Origin of the sequence: Rhodococcus yunnanensis NBRC 103083 (genome assembly GCF_001895005.1) — a bacterium.
Taxonomy (GTDB): Bacteria; Actinomycetota; Actinomycetes; order Mycobacteriales; family Mycobacteriaceae; genus Rhodococcoides; species Rhodococcoides yunnanense.
The window spans coordinates 55,359-71,355 of the sequence record NZ_BCXH01000015.1; the positions used below are offsets into that span (position 1 = coordinate 55,359).

At 63.5% G+C, this 15,997-nt stretch carries 18 protein-coding genes and 1 tRNA gene; 5 read left to right on the plus strand and 14 right to left on the minus strand.

The genetic code is table 11. The annotated features are described in order from the left end of the window. Nucleotides 1–61 precede the first annotated feature (61 nt). The gene (locus RY1_RS21280) at nt 62–838 is read left to right on the plus strand and encodes a glycosyltransferase family 2 protein (RefSeq protein ID WP_245819833.1); all 777 of its coding nucleotides are present in this window, start codon (nt 62–64) and stop codon (nt 836–838) included. Between the two features lie 108 nt (nt 839–946). Continuing rightward, the gene (locus tag RY1_RS21285; RefSeq protein ID WP_072806049.1) at nt 947–2,794 is read left to right on the plus strand and encodes a glycosyltransferase; all 1,848 of its coding nucleotides are present in this window, start codon (nt 947–949) and stop codon (nt 2,792–2,794) included. Between the two features lie 5 nt (nt 2,795–2,799). Here the strand turns inward: RY1_RS21285 and RY1_RS21290 are convergent, their stop codons facing one another. The 5 genes from RY1_RS21290 to RY1_RS21310 form a co-directional block, all read right to left on the minus strand. Beyond that, nucleotides 2,800–3,654, minus strand: a complete 855-nt coding sequence (locus tag RY1_RS21290) for a TylF/MycF/NovP-related O-methyltransferase (RefSeq protein ID WP_072806142.1) — start codon at nt 3,652–3,654, stop codon at nt 2,800–2,802. Nucleotides 3,655–3,787: 133 nt separating this feature from the next. Then, a complete protein-coding gene (gene glfT1 / locus RY1_RS21295) occupies nt 3,788–4,696 on the minus strand; it encodes a galactofuranosyltransferase GlfT1 (protein ID WP_072806050.1) in 909 nt (302 codons plus the stop codon). Beyond that, the gene (gene wzt / locus RY1_RS21300; RefSeq protein ID WP_072806051.1) at nt 4,680–5,516 is read right to left on the minus strand and encodes a galactan export ABC transporter ATP-binding subunit Wzt/RfbE; all 837 of its coding nucleotides are present in this window, start codon (nt 5,514–5,516) and stop codon (nt 4,680–4,682) included. The genes glfT1 and wzt overlap by 17 nt, the downstream gene beginning before the upstream one ends. A gap of 11 nt (nt 5,517–5,527) precedes the next feature. Next, on the minus strand, nt 5,528–6,409 hold the full coding sequence (gene wzm / locus RY1_RS21305) for a galactan export ABC transporter permease subunit Wzm/RfbD (RefSeq protein WP_072806052.1): 882 nt from the start codon (nt 6,407–6,409) through the stop codon (nt 5,528–5,530). Nucleotides 6,410–6,450: 41 nt separating this feature from the next. Further along, nucleotides 6,451–7,038: a bacterial proteasome activator family protein gene (locus RY1_RS21310; protein WP_072806053.1), complete on the minus strand. Its 588-nt coding sequence runs from the start codon at nt 7,036–7,038 to the stop codon at nt 6,451–6,453. A gap of 211 nt (nt 7,039–7,249) precedes the next feature. Between RY1_RS21310 and RY1_RS21315 the strand changes: the two genes are divergently transcribed. Then, the gene (locus RY1_RS21315; protein WP_072806054.1) at nt 7,250–8,452 is read left to right on the plus strand and encodes a cysteine desulfurase-like protein; all 1,203 of its coding nucleotides are present in this window, start codon (nt 7,250–7,252) and stop codon (nt 8,450–8,452) included. Nucleotides 8,453–8,465: 13 nt separating this feature from the next. On the opposite strand, the gene RY1_RS21320 is transcribed toward RY1_RS21315, so the two are convergent. Continuing rightward, on the minus strand, nt 8,466–9,437 hold the full coding sequence (locus RY1_RS21320) for an NAD(P)H-quinone oxidoreductase (protein ID WP_072806055.1): 972 nt from the start codon (nt 9,435–9,437) through the stop codon (nt 8,466–8,468). 95 nt (nt 9,438–9,532) lie between these two features. After that, a complete protein-coding gene (gene mgrA, locus RY1_RS21325; protein WP_072806056.1) occupies nt 9,533–10,567 on the minus strand; it encodes an L-glyceraldehyde 3-phosphate reductase in 1,035 nt (344 codons plus the stop codon). 143 nt (nt 10,568–10,710) lie between these two features. On the opposite strand from mgrA, the gene RY1_RS21330 reads away from it, so the two are divergent. Then, nucleotides 10,711–11,148 (plus strand): MarR family winged helix-turn-helix transcriptional regulator, encoded by a 438-nt coding sequence (locus tag RY1_RS21330; protein WP_072806057.1) that lies wholly within the window; start codon nt 10,711–10,713, stop codon nt 11,146–11,148. A gap of 38 nt (nt 11,149–11,186) precedes the next feature. Then, nucleotides 11,187–11,273, plus strand: a tRNA-Ser gene (locus RY1_RS21335). Nucleotides 11,274–11,644: 371 nt separating this feature from the next. On the opposite strand, the gene RY1_RS21340 is transcribed toward RY1_RS21335, so the two are convergent. The 7 genes from RY1_RS21340 to RY1_RS21365 form a co-directional block, all read right to left on the minus strand. Then, a complete protein-coding gene (locus RY1_RS21340) occupies nt 11,645–12,028 on the minus strand; it encodes a hypothetical protein (RefSeq protein ID WP_245819834.1) in 384 nt (127 codons plus the stop codon). A 25-nt stretch (nt 12,029–12,053) separates the two neighbouring features. Continuing rightward, entirely contained in the window at nt 12,054–12,665 is a 612-nt protein-coding gene (locus RY1_RS21345) for an LppA family lipoprotein (RefSeq protein WP_245819836.1), read from the minus strand. Continuing rightward, a complete protein-coding gene (locus tag RY1_RS21350) occupies nt 12,662–13,084 on the minus strand; it encodes a hypothetical protein (RefSeq protein WP_245819838.1) in 423 nt (140 codons plus the stop codon). Before RY1_RS21350 ends, RY1_RS21345 begins: the two co-directional genes overlap by 4 nt. Continuing rightward, nucleotides 13,081–13,377: a hypothetical protein gene (locus tag RY1_RS21355; RefSeq protein ID WP_072806059.1), complete on the minus strand. Its 297-nt coding sequence runs from the start codon at nt 13,375–13,377 to the stop codon at nt 13,081–13,083. The genes RY1_RS21350 and RY1_RS21355 overlap by 4 nt, the downstream gene beginning before the upstream one ends. Before the next feature lie 193 nt (nt 13,378–13,570). After that, complete coding sequence (locus tag RY1_RS30015; RefSeq protein ID WP_156376401.1) at nt 13,571–13,744, minus strand: hypothetical protein; 174 nt, start codon at nt 13,742–13,744, stop codon at nt 13,571–13,573. Nucleotides 13,745–13,920: 176 nt separating this feature from the next. Further along, nucleotides 13,921–14,634: an ArsR/SmtB family transcription factor gene (locus tag RY1_RS21360; protein WP_072806060.1), complete on the minus strand. Its 714-nt coding sequence runs from the start codon at nt 14,632–14,634 to the stop codon at nt 13,921–13,923. Between the two features lie 617 nt (nt 14,635–15,251). Further along, entirely contained in the window at nt 15,252–15,641 is a 390-nt protein-coding gene (locus RY1_RS21365) for an ankyrin repeat domain-containing protein (RefSeq protein ID WP_169914776.1), read from the minus strand. Nucleotides 15,642–15,997: the final 356 nt, after the last annotated feature.

Genomic DNA, 15,997 nt, shown 5'->3' on the forward strand with positions numbered 1-15,997 from the left:
AGTGCAGCGTAGTATCCGCTCGTAAAGGTGATCGAGTAAGACGACCGAAAGGGTGCCATACGTGGTGTCGCCGCATCCGTCGTCGGGTCGAGACACCGTGGAACTGTCGGTTGTCATCCCGGCCCACAACTCGGGTCTTGTTCTCGAAACCACGGTGGCCGCCTTCGCCACACGATTGGCCGGTCGGGCCGCCGAGATCATCGTCGTGGAAAACGGGTCCACCGACGACACCGCGGTGATCGGCAAGCGACTCGAGCGAGACTGGGACGACCCGTCCGTCGAGCTTCGTGTTCTCACCAGCGGTAAAGGAATGGGCAACGCGCTCAAAGCAGGAGTTGCGCAGTCACGCGGAGAATACGTGTTGCTGACAGCCGATGATCTGCCGTTCGGCTTCGACGATCTGGACGGAGCCGACGCGGTATTGGACCGAACGGGTTCGATGCCGGTTTTGTTGATCGGTTCCAAGGCTCACGCCCAGTCGGAAGTGGACAGGGGAATCCTGCGCGGCGTGATGACGTTCGGTTTCACTACTCTCCGCGGGCTCGTACTCGGAACGAGAACCAGAGATCCACAGGGGACGTTCCTGGTCGAGGGCAGCTTTCTGCGGTCCTTGTGCGCGAGCCTCGTCGAGCCCGGTTTTCTCTTCACCACAGAGCTCGACTACGCGGCGGAACTTGCAGGCATTCGACCCCTGGAGCTGCCGGTCAAGTTGTCCGAGTCTCATCGAGAACAACCCAGTCGCGTGGCTGTCGCGGACGTCCTGGCGATGGCCAGGGGACTGCTTGTCCTCCGCCGGCGTAAGGACGAACTGAAAGCTGCAGCGCTCGCTGGTCTGTGAGCCTCGCTACGCGGTGAGGGACGCCATTGTCCCGTTGATAGCCTGGACACCGTCCGCGTGAACGGTCCTAGGACCGGTCCACGACAGCTTGGAAAGGTAATCGCTGGTATGGAGAAGCCCGAATCGACTACGTCGGTCGTCAACAAGACCGTAGTTGCACAGCGTCTCCTCTTCGACGGCCCATCTCCGCTGGTCAGCGCGGATATGTATACCTCGGTTTCGAAGGGAAACGCCGAGCGCTCACGGTACTCGGCGAAGCTCGCCAAGCGTTCCGTCGTCGAGACCAACAGTTATTTCGGGCGTTTTCCGGCCAGTTACTGGCAGCGCTGGACCGACGTCACCGAGGTCCGATTCGCAGCGACCGTCACCGGTTCGGGACGCGTCGACGTCGTCGCCACCGACTTCAAGGGCCGTAAGCGAACCGTTGCGAGCACGACCGTCGCGACCGAAAGCGCGAGCAGTCGCCTGGTGATCTCGGCGAAGGTCTCCCAGTTCCTCGACGGCGGCGCGTTGTTCGTCCGCTTCACCACCTCGTCCGGTGAGCTGACCGTGGAGGACGCCGACTGGTCGGTCGACGCTCCGGAGAAGCTACGCCCCACCTCGGTCGTCATCTGCACGTTCAATCGGGCCGACGACTGCGCCAACACCGTCGCTGCCATGGCCGACGATCCGATCGCTCTGCTCGGTGTCGACAACGTCTATGTCGTCGACCAGGGCACCGACCAGGTGCAGACGCGGCCGCTGTTCCAGCGTGTCGCGGCCGAGCTCGGTGACAAGCTCGTCTACATCACCCAGCCCAATCTCGGCGGCGCAGGTGGTTTCACGCGTGGCCTGTACGAGGTTCAGGGCGAGGGCGGCGATCCAGCCAACGTCGTGTTCATGGACGACGACGTCCTCTGCGAGCCCGAGGCGATCGTCCGGATGAACGCATTCGCCAACAAGACCGTCGAGCCGGCCATCATCGGCGCCCAGATGCTCTACCTGCTGCATCCGGACCGCGTCCACGTCGGCGCCGAGGTCGCCAACCTGCAGAAGCTCGAAGCAGGCTTGCACGTCAAGAACGCGATCTCGGACAAGAGCGCACTGAAGAAGAAGCAGGACATCCGCGTCGACGCTGGATACAACGGCTGGTGGTCGTGCCTGATCCCGTCGGAGATCGTCTCGCAGATCGGTTACCCGCTTCCGCTGTTCTTCCAGTGGGACGACATCGAGTACGGCTACCGTGCGCGCGCGAACGGCTTCGCGACGGTGACGCTTCCCGGCGCGGCGGTCTGGCACGCCGATTTCGCGTGGAAGGACTGGGACGAGTGGCATCGCTACTTCAATCTCCGCAACGGAATGATCACCGCTGCACTGCACGGCGGCCTCGACGGTAGACAGTTGGCGCGCCAGCTGAGCACCGACCTGTTTCGCTACCTCGTCTCGATGCAGTACGGCATGGCCTTCACGCTCATCAAGGCGATCGAGGATTTTCTCGTCGGGCCGAGCAAGCTCATCGACGGCGGAATGGATGCCGCCGCCGCGATTCGACGCGACCGCGCCGCATACGACGAGACCAAGCGCTACGACGCCAACGCGGTGCCCGGCGTGCGACCGTCCGACATGTTCATCACCCCGGCAGGCCCGAACCCCAACAAGAGCCTCGAGTGGGCTGTCCTGGCCAAGCGCGTCCTCAACCAGTGGCGTGGGCGGGTGCACCCCGGTCCGGTGGCGATTTCTGCCGACGACGCGCACTGGTGGCATGTCTCGCTGTTCGCGCATGCCGTCGTGACCGACCGCTCACAGGAAGGCGTACGAGTCCGCAAACGGGACAAGGCTGCAGCGATCACCCTGCTCAAGCGTGGTCTGACTGCTCTGCGTCGGCTGCGCAGCGAGACCGAATGCGTGTCCGGCACCTATCGCGCCGCGATGCCCGAGCTGACCAGCCGGGAGAACTGGACGCGTCTGTACAGCTGACGCGGCTACAGCGTCGGCGCCGTGCGGATTCGTACGACGACCTGCTCGTTGTCGGCGGTGTAACCGAGGTAGTCGAACTCGGTTCCCGTGCGCCCGACGAACTCGGTCCACGCGCGGTACTCGTGGTTCCGCCAGCCCGGGAAGTTGAAATACTCGTCGAACACGATGACCGTGCCGACCGTCAGTCGATCTGCGACGAGGTCGAGCACGGTGACGGTCGACGAGTAGAGGTCGGCGTCGAGATGCAGGAACGCCAGGTCCTCGGTGTGCGACTTCAGGAATCCGGGTAGCGACTCCTCGAACAGGCCGGGCACGATCTCGGCACCGGGCACGGTGGGCTCGCCCTCCTGCTCGAACAGTCCCTTCGGGAAGCCGGTCCGCCAGGTCTCGGGCAGACCGGAGAAGACGTCGAATCCGGCGACGATGGAGATTCCCTTGTTCGACGCCGATTCCTGCGCGATGATCTCGAGGGTCGTGCCGCTGGCGACGCCGAATTCCAGTGCCATGCCGGGAACCGAGACCTCACCCAACGCGAAACGCAGAGTGGCATGCGGACGCAGGAAGGTCGGAGCCTTCGGCATGACTTCCTCGGCGAACTCGGCGCTCTGCGCTGCCGCCTCGACATCGGACGCATACGGAATGTCCCGACGCATCCGCATCTCGAGGCCTCGGATGAACGCGTGCAGGTCGTCGATCTCGCGACGCTGGCGTTCGAGGATGTCCAGAAGTTTCGCTTGCTGATCCCCGGTCTGCTCGGCCAACTGCGCTGTCTGCTTGTCCAGAACTTCACCGATGGCGCGTTGGATTTTGTCTCGCGCGGACTGTCGAATCCGGTCCGTCAGCTTCCGAGGTTCCGTCATGCGCACACGGTAGCCGAGGAGCATGCGGGACGTCTCGGTGACCTTGGAGCCGGAGGCTCGGTGACCTTGGAGCCGGAGGCTCGGTGACCTTGGAGCCGGAGGCTCGGGACCTTGGAGCCGGAGGCTCGGGACCTCAGCGGCGAAAATGTTCCCGACGGCCGAGCTTGCGGAGACGAACCCACTCGGCTAGCCCCTTGGGATTGTGAGTGGTCACAAGGAAGAACCAGGTGAACCGAATCCACTCCTGCGGCAGAAGCTTTCGCATTCCCGGCTGCGACATGAGGTATCCGCGGTTGCGGTAGGTGAAGTATCTCTTGGTCGCGTCGTCCGGATACTGGGTGTGCATTCGGCCGCCGAGGATCGGCTTGAACTCCTCGGCGCCGTTGGGATGCACGTACGCCGTCGTCAGGCAGGTACCGAATTTCAGGCCCGAACGCTGCAACCGTCGATGCACCTCGACCTCGTCGCCGCGCACGAACAGCCGCAGGTCCGGAACCCCGACCGCATCGATCGTCGACGCCTTGAACAGCGCACCGTTGAACAACGACGCGATGCCCTCGAGCAGATCGTCGTCGGGATTGCGCGGATCGATCAGCTCCGAGCGCAGTCGACGCCATTCGACGCCGCGCCGCAGCGGGAACGCGAGTCGATCGGGATCGTCGATGTCGCACACGACGGGGGAGACCTCGTCGAGACCGTGCTTCAGCGCGCAGTCGTACAGAGTCCGTAGTACGTCGGGGCCCTCGGGCCGGCCGTCGTCGTCGGCCAGGAAAACCCAGTCCGCGCCGAGCGAGAGGGCGTAGAGAATGCCGAGAGCGAATCCGCCTGCGCCACCGAGATTGTGACGAGACCCAAGATATGTCGTCGGGACATCGGCGGATTCGACGAGCTCTCGCACGTCGTCCTCGTGCGCGTTGTCGACGACGACGAGGTGATCGAGCGGCCGGGTCTGATGCGTGATGACGTCGAGCGACTGGGCCAGGAGTTCACGACGCTTGTGCGTCACGATCACCCCGACGATCGTGTCATTCACCACTGCCATCCCTTGGCCGTTCCGCAGGCTCCACTCCCGCGTCGCGTTCCAGTTCCTTCAGAATCGTCGCGACGTGATCGCCCGCGTCGTCGCCCTCGTAGGCGCGCACGACCTCCTCGATCCCGCCTTCCTGACGGATCCTGCCGTGGTCGATCCACATCGCGCGATCGCACAGCTGCGCGAGAAACTCGTTCGAGTGGCTGGCGAAGACGAGGATGCCCGAGCGCTTGACCAGCTCCTGCAACCGAATGCGTGCCTTCTTCATGAACTCCGCGTCGACGGCTCCGATGCCCTCGTCGAGGAGAAGGATCTCCGGGTCGATGCTGGTGACGACACCCATCGCGACGCGCACGCGCATGCCGGTCGAGTACGTGCGCAGCGGCATGTCGAGGTAATCGCCGAGCTCGGTGAAATCGGCGATCTCGTCCATCTTCGCGAGCATCTGCTTGCGTGTCTGCCCGAGAAAAAGCCCGCGGATGATGATGTTCTCGTAACCCGAGATCTCCGGGTCCATGCCGACGCCCAGATCGAACACCGGCGCAACGCGGCCGCGAACCTGGGCACTGCCACGCGTCGGCTCGTAGATGCCCGACAGCAGACGCAGGAGCGTCGACTTGCCCGCACCGTTGTGTCCGACGAGTCCGACGCGATCGCCGTCCTTCAGGTTCATCGTGATGTCCCGGAGTGCTTCGACGATGACGACGTCGGAGCTGGTGCGGTCGATCGCTCCGCCCGCCTTGCCGAGGAAGGCCTTCTTCAGCGAGCGGGTCTTGGCGTCGAAGATCGGGAAATCGACGCACGCGTCGTGTGTGGTGATGCTGACTGACATGAGATGAGCCCCTAAACCCAGTAGGGCACGCGGGCCCGGTACTTCTTGAGCGCGAAGATGGCGAGTGCCCAACCGACAACGGTGAACGCGATGACGATGTACCAGTGGTACATCTGCTGCGCTTCGCCGAGCATCGGTGCGCGAATGATGTCGAGGTAGTGGAACAGCGGATTGATCTCGACGAGCTTCGCGCGCTCGGCAGCCCCGCCGCCCATCGCTTCGAGGCCTGCGGTGGTCCACACGATCGGCGTCATGAAGAACAGCAGAGTGACCAGGCTGTCCAGAATCGGGGCGATGTCGCGGTACCGCGTGGCGACGATGCCGAACAGAATCGACACCCACACGGCGTTGAGCGCGATCAACGCGAGCGCCGGAATGGCCGACAGATCGGACCAGTGGAAACCGTTCGGTGGCCAGAAAACAGCGATGATGATCACGTAGATCAGCAAGTTGTGACCGAGCAGCAGAAGCTGACGCCACACCAGCCGATAGATGTGCACACTCAAGGCGCTCGGCAGCTGCTTGATCAGGCCTTCGTTGGCCACGAAGACGTCGGCACCCTCGAGAATCGAGGCGCTGATCATGCCCCAGATGATGAGACCGACGGTGACGTGCGGAAGGAAGGTGTGCAGATCGACGTCGAGCAGAACCGAGTACAGCAAGCCCATCGCGATGGCCTGAACTCCGGTCGCGATCGTGATCCAGAACGGCCCGATCACCGACCTGCGGTAGCGCTGCTTGATGTCCTGCCAACCGAGATGCAACCACAGCTCACGCTGGCTGAAGCCCGTCTTGAGATCACCGAAGGCGCGTTTGAGGGTCTGCGAGTCCGAAACGGGAACGGGCACGCGCTCTCCTGCTTCGCTCGCGGGGTTCTTCGCTGGGGCCGACACGACGGTCGACCTTACCCGCATCTCGGGGGTCGCTTCCGCAACTACAGGTACTGACCGGTACCGCTGCCACTACCGGGGCCTGCGCCGGCCGGGTTGATGCTCACTCCGGGCGGGAGGGCGCCCTGACGCATCTGCTCGAGCTGAGCCCGAGCTGCCATCTGCTGCGCGAACAGTGCCGTCTGAATTCCGTGGAACAGACCTTCGAGCCAGCCGACCAACTGCGCTTGCGCGATGCGGAGTTCTGCGTCCGAGGGGATCGAGTCCTCGCCGAACGGAAGTGCCAGGCGTTCGAGCTCGTCGCGCAGCTCGGGCGCGAGGCCCTGTTCGAGTTCGCGGATCGACGACTGGTGGATGTCTTTGAGCCGGGTGCGGCTCGCGTCGTCGAGCGGTGCGGCGCGCACTTCTTCGAGAAGTTGCTTGATCATGGTGCCGATGCGCATGACCTTCGCGGGCTGCTCGACCATCTCCGACAGCGGTGGTTCGGCGTTCTCCTGGCCTTCGGTGTCCGCGGCGCGGGCTGCCGCGGCGGTTGCCTCTTCGCGGCTCAGTGCGAGAGGCTGTCCGTTCGGGCCGATCACGACGACGTGGTCACCGGCGTCGAGATTGTGGAACGAGTCCGATTGCGTCATACCGCCATCCTTGCGCGTTGTGCGGGATTGCGCGACGAGCGGGGCCGATTATCCTGTTCGTGAGTCGGGTTCGGAGATGAAGAATCGCGGGGCGAAGATCCCGTTCGTGGGTCCGTAGGAGGTAAGTACAGCGTGCTAGACAGCAGTGCCGTCCGGATGAATACGGGATGTGGAATACACGCTCACGAAATCGGCGCTTAGAGTGTCCGGCATGGGGTACGACGTCGCACGGGTAAGAGGGTCCATTCCCTCGTTGGGCGACGGTTGGATCCACCTCGATCCACAGAACGGGATGCAGATCCCCGATCGTGTGTCGACCGCAGTGTCCACAGCGTTTCGCGGTAGTGCGCCAACTCACACTTCCGGCCATATGTCGTCGCGACGCAGCGCGGGGCTTCTCGACGCCGCACGGCAGGCCATCGCCGACCTCGTCGGCGGAGATCCGGCCGGAGTCGTGCTCGGCCCCGACCGCGCGACGATGCTCGCGTGGCTCGCCGAGTCGCTGTCGTCTCGGTTGGGTCTGGGGACGGGCCTGGTGCTCTCCAGGCTCGACGAGGAAGCGAATGTCGCGCCGTGGCTGCGCATAGCCAACCGATACGGCGCACAGGTCCGCTGGGCCGAGGTCGAGATCGACACGTGTGAGCTTCCCAGCTGGCAGTTCGAGGAACTGATCACCTCCACCACCCGCCTCGTCGCCGTGACCGCTGCGTCGCCGATCGTGGGCTCGGCTCCCGATGTTCGCGTCGCGTCCGATCGTGTGCACGCCGTCGGTGGGCTCATCGTCGTCGATGCCGCAGGTGCTGCGCCGTACGCGCACGTCGACATCAACGAACTCGCCGCCGACGTCGTCGCGGTCAACGCGTCCGCGTGGGGTGGACCGCAGGTCGGGGCGCTCGTGTTCCGCGATCCAGGACTACTCGACCGGATTCCGTCGATGTCGCTCAATCCGTTCGCCAAAGGTGCCGAGCGGCTCGAGGTCAGCGGGCATCAGTACGCGCTGCTGGCGGGAGTCGTGTCCTCGATCGACTACCTGTCCAATCTCGACGAGGCCGCCACGGGTACACGTCGCGAGCGGTTGGAGCAGTCCATCGGCTCGCTGCAGGATTACCACGATCGGTTGTTCGACTATCTGATGCGCGCGCTCGGCAAACTCGACCACGTCATGGTGCTCGGCGATGCCCCGAGCCGGATCCCGACCCTCAGCTTCACCGTCTCCGACACGGCGGCGGAGAAGGTTGCCGAACACCTCGCGCAGAACCGCATCGGAACCGTCAGCGGAATTCACAGCGGTTCTCGGTTGCTCGACGCCCTCGGTGTGAACGACGAGGGAGGCGCCGTCACCATCGGTCTCGCCCCGTACACGACGCGTCACGAGATAGACCAATTGGTGAAGGCACTCTCCACCCTCGCCTGATGCGTGTGGCAGATCAGGTGACCCGCAGGACGACCTTGCCGATCGCATCCGCGTCGAGCAGGCGATGTCCTTCTGCGGCATCGGTTATCGGGATCTCGGCATGTACGACGGGTCCGACGCGGCCCTCTTCGATCATCGGCCACAGGCGTGTGGTCATGTCGGCGACGATGTCGGCCTTGCTCGACCGTCCGGTGACGGGACGTCCGCGCAACCCGGCGGCGTGGACGGTTCCGCGTTTGGCCAGTAGTGCGCCGAAGTCGAGCTCGCCCTTGACCCCGCCCTGCATGCCGATGGTGATGAGGGTGCCGTCCATCGCCAGCGCATTCACGTTGCGCTCCAAGTACTTTGCGCCCATGTTGTCGAGAATGAGGTCGGCGCCGCCCGGTAGCGCTTCGACGAAGTCCTGCTCCTTGTAGTTGATCAGGATGTCGGCGCCGAGCGAGCCGCAGAAGTCGAGTTTGGATTGCGATCCGGCCGTCACGGCGACCGTTGCGCCGAGAGCCTTCGCGACCTGTATTGCGTGCGTGCCGATTCCGCTGCCACCGCCGTGCAGCAGCACGGTCTGGCCGGACCGCATGCCGCCGTACATGACGAGGTTCGACCACACCGTCGATGCGACCTCCGGAAGTGCTGCTGCCGCATGGAGATCGAGGGCTCCGGGAATCGGAAGGAGCTGTGTCGACGGCACTGCGACCTGTTCGGCGTAACCGCCGCCTGCGAGGAGGGCGCACACTCGATCGCCGACCTTCCAGCCGTGCACCCCGTCGCCGAGTTCGGCGATGATGCCGGAGCATTCGAGACCGAGAATGTCGCTGGCGCCGGGCGGCGGGGGATAGAACCCTTGGCGCTGCATCAGATCGGCGCGGTTGACGGCGGTGGCAGCGACGTCGACGATGACCTCACCGTGTGCTGGGCGCGGATCGGGTACTTCGGTCCACTGCATGACGTCGGGAGACCCGAACTCGGTCAGGGTGATTGCGTGCATGTCACCACCCTAGGCGGCTTCGCCGCCCGTGCGCGGAGAGTTACTGTCGGAGGTAACCCTCTGCCCTAACCTTCCACGCACCGGCAGCGACGCTGCTAGACATCCCAGAGATTTATCCCGAAATCCTTGGCGTGCCGATCGATCTTCGTCAGCTCGTCCGCGCTGAACTCGAGGTTGTCCAGCGCGCCGACGTTGTTCTCCAGCTGAGTCACGCTCGATGCGCCGACGAGCACCGAGGTGACGCGCGGGTCACGCAGTGCCCAGCTCAACGCCATCTGAGCGAGTGACTGGCCCCGCGAGGACGCAATCTCGTTCAGGGCGGTCAGTTCCGCGACATGATCCTCGGTGAACCACTCCGGATTCAGAGACTTCCCCTGCGCGGCGCGTGAACCCTCGGGAATGCCGGACAGGTACTTGTCGGTCAACATTCCCTGCGCGAGAGGCGAGAACGCGATCGTGCCTGCGCCCACCTTCTCCAGCGTGTCGAGCAGGCCCTCTTCGATCCATCGGTTCACCAGCGAATAGCTGGGCTGATGGATCAGCAGTGGAACGCCTGCTGCGCTCAGAATGTCTGCCATCTTCGCGGTGTTGCCGGGGGTGTACGAGCTGATCCCGACGTACTGTGCCTTGCCCTGCTGCACTGCGCTGATCAGCGCGCCTGCCGTCTCGTCGAGCGGTGTGTCGTGGTCGGGGCGGTGGCTGTAGAAGATGTCGACGTAATCGAGACCCATCCGCTGCAGCGATTGGTCGAGCGAGGACAGCAGGTACTTGCGCGACCCACCGAACCCGTACGGGCCGGGCCACATGTCCCACCCTGCCTTGCTGGAGATGATCAGCTCGTCGCGGTATCCGGCGAAGTCCTCCCGCAGGATTCTGCCGAAGTTCTTCTCGGCGCTGCCGTACGGCGGACCGTAGTTGTTGGCCAGGTCGAAGTGGGTGATACCGAGGTCGAACGCGCGACGCAGCACCGCGCGCCCCGTCGCCAGCGGCGTATCGTCGCCGAAATTGTGCCACAGGCCCAGCGAGATCGCGGGAAGCTTCAGCCCGCTTCGACCGATGCGCCGATACTGCATCGACTCGTAGCGATCGGCGGCGGCCACGTACGGGGGATCGACATGAGGTTCGGACATTCCTAGACACTATGCGTCCACCCGAATCGGACATCGCAGGTGGCGAGCTACTCAACAGTAGGACGGTTGAGTAATATGGCCCGGTGACGGCCGAACAATCCTTTGGTCCAGGGGGGGACCCGCAGTGGCTCGATGCTGCGGAAATGAGAGCGTGGCGCGCCTATGTCGACGGCGCCCAACGACTGATGGGGGTACTCAACAAGGATTTGCAGGACGGGCACGACTTGACGATGGCGGAGTATCGCATCCTGGTGATGCTCTCCGAGTCCGCGGACGGGTCGCTGCGTATGAGCGATCTGGCCGACGGTGTGCTGTCCTCACGAAGCAGGCTCACACACCAGATCCGCAGGATGGAGGCCGACGGTATGGTCGGCCGCGACACGTGCGTCGACGACGGCAGGGGCGTCCTCGCCGTCATCACCGAAGAGGGTCGGAGGCGCCTCGCCGATGCGGCTCCCACGCACGTCGTCAGCGTGCGCAAGCATCTGGTCGATCTGCTGACACCGCAGCAGCTCGCGGTTCTCGGTGACATTTTCGAGAAGGTCGATGCCGCGATGACCAAGTCCGAAACGAAGGGGTGAATGGCCCCTCCGTCGGCGAGGCGTTTACTATTTCCAACGGAAGCGTGGCAGAGCGGCCCAATGCACTCGCCTTGAAAGCGAGAGACGTGTAAAAGCGTCCGGGGGTTCAAATCCCTCCGCTTCCGCTGCATATCAGGGGCGGTTTCGACAAACCGCCCCTGATATCGAAGCGTCTGGCCACATGCCGGTATGACACATTCAGTTCGGCTTCGTCGTCGGTTGTCCAGCCCCACTCGACACAGTCTGCGCACAGGACTTCGAGATTGCCTCGATCCGTCCCGTCGCCAACCACGCAGTAGCTTGCGTCGAATCGATGCGGTCCGTAGTCGTCGTAGGCAGTCCTGCGATCTCGGCGTCCACAGCTGACGATGGACTCACATAACCAGGGCTTCTTCTCGCAGGAGGATTCGACCCTGCTTCGGAGCGGCCGAGCAGGCAGCCCAACACGTGGCCGACGCACACTGTGAGATGTGGGCTCCACCAAATTAGTTGCTGTTCACCGATTCCGTCCGAGCGGGTCCTGTCGGATGCTTTCGAAGTACATGTCGTCGTCCTCGAGAGTCTGCGCCGGGTGCGCCGGTTCAGCCTGTGTGCGGGCGGCGTAGGTATCGACGAACGAGGTCACTGCCTGGGCATCGGGGTCGCTGAGAACATCCCGCATCGCCTCGTCCAACTGCGGTTGCTTGTCGAGTAGCGCAGCTCGATAGGCAGCCACGATGATGTCGGCATCCGGATGATGTAGTGCGACGAGTCGGTTCTCGGCGTCAACCTCGACGGCGATACCACCAACCCTGCCGATACCACGAATTTCGCGCACGATCGATTGTGCGCGTTGCACTTTCGCGCCCAACTCGTCGAATTCACTGCTCGACACTGTCACCTGGACTCCCTCGACGCGCAGACGATCATGGGTTCGGCGCAACAGCAGGCTGCGGAGCCTGTGCCCCCGACATCTTCGCCTGGGGCAGACGACATCCCGTGTTCGCAGAGATGACAGCTCCTCGGCTGCCGATGAAGATGGCCGTTCGTTCCGGGCTGTAGAAGCGGACTTCGTGGTTGTCCGGATCGTCGTGGAATGTCTGAACCTTGGTCGCGCCCGCAGCCGTGGCGACACGTGTGGCGAACTCGAACACCTGCGGCCATACTGCATCCGGGATTGGCCCCTCCGACACATAGTTCTTCAGTTGGACATCGTCACCGTCGGTCCCATCGAACGGCCGGCCGCAGCCGCCGACACTTCGCTCGCGTATCCAGGTCCACCCCATGCCGGGCATCAGGGTGTCCACGAATGCTCCGATCTGCACCACGGCACTCTCGAGCTGCACCTCGGTGTCTTCGAGCGACGGCAACGTCTTCAGGATCGCGGCTGAGTCCGCCGTTACTGTGGGGCTGGGCTTTTCGTACGGATCGTCGAGCACGCCTGATCCACATCCTGTCAACGTGAGGACTGCGACGACGGCAATTGCCGCCGACCACCGTCGTGGTCGTGTGTCGGTCGGTTTTCTCTCTCGCATCATCGCCCCAGCTCTGTGAGTTGGTTCAAAAGATCGATGCCGCCGGTCTCGACTGCCGAGTTGCCCGGGACGAGCAGGCCGGGCACATCAGCCAGACCGGCGATGACGACGGCTGTGTTGTAACCGGAGGTACGCAATTCGCCGTTGTCGCCCGACCTCGGGTACTCGCTGTGCCCGGTCGCGCCTTGGCGCGCTACTCCGTCGGCGGTGGTCGTCGCATCGGTGTCGAGGTGGGTGAACTCGGACATGTATCCGGGACTCCAGCCGAAGCGGTTCATGTGCGCGACGGGATCGTCGTGCGCGGTCATCTCGTTCGCGTGCCCCGTTGCGATGGTGAGCTTGTCGAGACTGCTGTCGACGAAGTCATGGCCGGTACCAAGGCCGGGAGACCCGTAGACCATCACATCGTCGATGGCGGTCACCCCGGGACGCCGGCGTCGTAGCGCGTCAACTGAGAACTGAACGCCTCGTCGACGTCCTCGTAGCTCGTCGCGCTCCACTCACACGTTGCCGACATCTCGTCGAGATTGGTGGCGGTGCGCGAATAAGCCTCCGCCGTCGACCTCGTGCTCTGCTCGGAGTCCGCGGCAACGGGCGAGCCCGGCATCATGACCGTCGCCGTGACGCTGATTCCGTTGATTGTGCTTGCCGTATCGGCGAGTGTTCTGCCGAGCGCGCGAAGCTCCTCGAGATCGACTGCCAGCAGTTCGCCCACTTCTCGCCCCCCAGCGATTCCATCGGCACGATCGGACTAGCGCCATGCCGGCAGCAGGCTAACACGCCGAAGTCAGGTAGAATTCACACCGCTTTGAACGACGGCGCGGCCGGTCATGAAGACTTTCGATCTTCGCGTGGCTCGAAGGATTTGGCGAACGCGTCAAGCTCTGTCACCGTGTGCTCGATGCCTGCTAGATGTAGCCGTTGGTCGAGCTCGAAGTAGAAGTGTCTTCCGAATCGAGTGCCTGTTGGTCGTACTCACAAAGTCGAAGGAGATATTCCACCGGAATCAGTGCCGCCACCGGCCGCCCGTTCTCCTCGATGACCATCTGCTCGGAGAGCCCCTCGGCGAAGCGGGCGATCATGAGGGTTGGAGGCTGCTGAGCTGGTTTCAATCACGGTCACATCCTGGCAGTCGTGTACATCAATCGGACGGGTTCAAGGTCGTACGGACCCGGCCCTGTCTGCAGACGACCGGTGATCGGCCGACATTTGCAGTCAGCTGGTGGAAGGGATCGCGCTTGCTCGAAAGTCGATGGCCTCATCCGGCATTCGCGGTCTGCTCCGGCACCGTCAGCGGAGTCAACCCAGCGCTGGCGAGCTGTTGCTGACCACGCGGCGAGAGTCTCACGGCGCGTGATGTCCCGATGCGGTGAACCCATCCGTTGTCGAACAGCAAGGTGCACAGTCGTTTCCCGAGTTCGCCGGCGAGATGGAAACGTCGTTCGGTGGAGTCCATGCAGGGCATCGCCGGGTGCGTGGAGGCATCGCACATTCCCCAGGAACTCAGTAGTGTGTTGCCGTCGTCGGTGAGTTGCCAATCGGGGCCGAGATGGCCGCGACGATGGAGTTGTTCGGTCAGGCCGACTCCGAACTGGCCGGCGAAGTGTTTGTAGCAGGTTCGCCCAGCCCGGACTTGATCGTTGCGTTTGGAGACGCGCAGCGACGGTGTCGATGCGACCGGCCCTGGGGCGATGACGCCCAAGCTCTCGATGACGTGCGCAACCTCGTCGCCGGCGACTCGTAGATAGCGGTGGCGGCCTTGCCGCACCTCGTCGACGACACCTGCTGCGATGAGTTTGTCTAGATGTTTGGACACCGTCGGTGCTCCGAGCGCGGCATAGGTGGTCAGTTCCGTGGCTGTCCACACCAGGCCGTTCATCAGAGCAGCGCACATCGCCGCTCTCGATGGGTCGCCCAGCACCGCGGCGACCGATGCGATGTCGGGGAGCGCCTCCGGAAATGTTCGGTCCATCCGTCCATTGTGACCTGCTGATGGTTCGTCGGGCAGCGAACTGTCTGTGCTCAAGGTTGGTGAGTCCATCACGCCAAATTTTGAGGGGATCAGTGACGCTTTCATCGCAACTTCTCGATCACCGGCTGTCGTTCCGGGGGTCTGCCTTTGCCGGCGTGCTAGTCCCTTCCTCCCGACGCTGACATCCCTGCCGACTTCGTTGTCGTCGACGAGGGCATTGCGTACCTGTCCGGGCATCTACCGACCGACCTCGACGGGTCGGTGAGGAGTTGGTTCGGTCTTCCCAGCTTTTCCACGGTTTGTCGGTCCTCGGGTCGGTGTGGCGGATCGGCAGACCAGGCCACCACATCAGCCCGAAGAAAGATCGAGGTCAAAGGGCCCGCTTCGATACTCGACTTTCTGGTTCGCCGTCGGCGGAGGGGCGGAGCTGCCTGAAGTGGGTCAACGTCTCAATCGGGTGCGGTGAATGCTGACGGTCCCGTCAGGGGTCGGTGAACGCGAGCGGCCTCGACGGTGAGTTCTACGACGTCCGCTGCCCCAGTGCACACCCACTAATCGGTGGACGGCTGCGAGAATCGACTGAAGATCACCATCTGCGGTGACGTCCGTATGGGCGCTCATAGTAGGTCTGCGAATTCGGCACGGATGTCCTCGGGATACTCGACTCGGTGGAGGTGATCGATAGGGCTCTTCAACCCGAAGTAGCCCTTCATCGTTTTTGCCGTGGGATCCGCGCCACGGCTGCGCAGCAATCGAATGGTGCCGATGGGATCCTTGCCCGAGCCGACGATAGCCCAGTAGAGCGCGGGGTAGCCCTTGTCGGTGAATGCATCCACCCTTGCGCCGGCGTCGAGGAGAAGGGCAACGATGTCGGTATAGGCCGCACGAGATGCGAACAGCAGGGGCGTCCAGCCCTCCAGATCACGCGGATCAGGATCGTTCGTTTCTCCCAGAAGTCTTTTCACTTCTTCGGTCTCGCCGTCGAGGGCTGCGTAATGTAAAGGCACACGCCCCCCTTGGTCGGTCTCGGTCATCTATTTCATCTCCCGTTGAGTTCCTGTGCGAAGCACTCACGGTTGCCCGTGCGATCGTGAGAGCCGAGATGCACCCCTACGACGCCGTGATGCTGGACAAAGACACGCTGTTGTCCAGGCGCTCACCCTCGCCCGATCCTTGCGGCCGGCAGTACAGCCCGCCGATCGCGGGACGCTTCGGCAAGCCTGTGCTGGTTCGAAGCCGCTTGGGGAGTTCTCGTTGAATATTCCGAGGTGGTGAGACGAGGCTCGTTGCGATCCTACATAGGACACACCGCGAGGGAGCCACGAGCTGGCTGGGTTCCCCGAACTTCGATCGCTGGTTATAT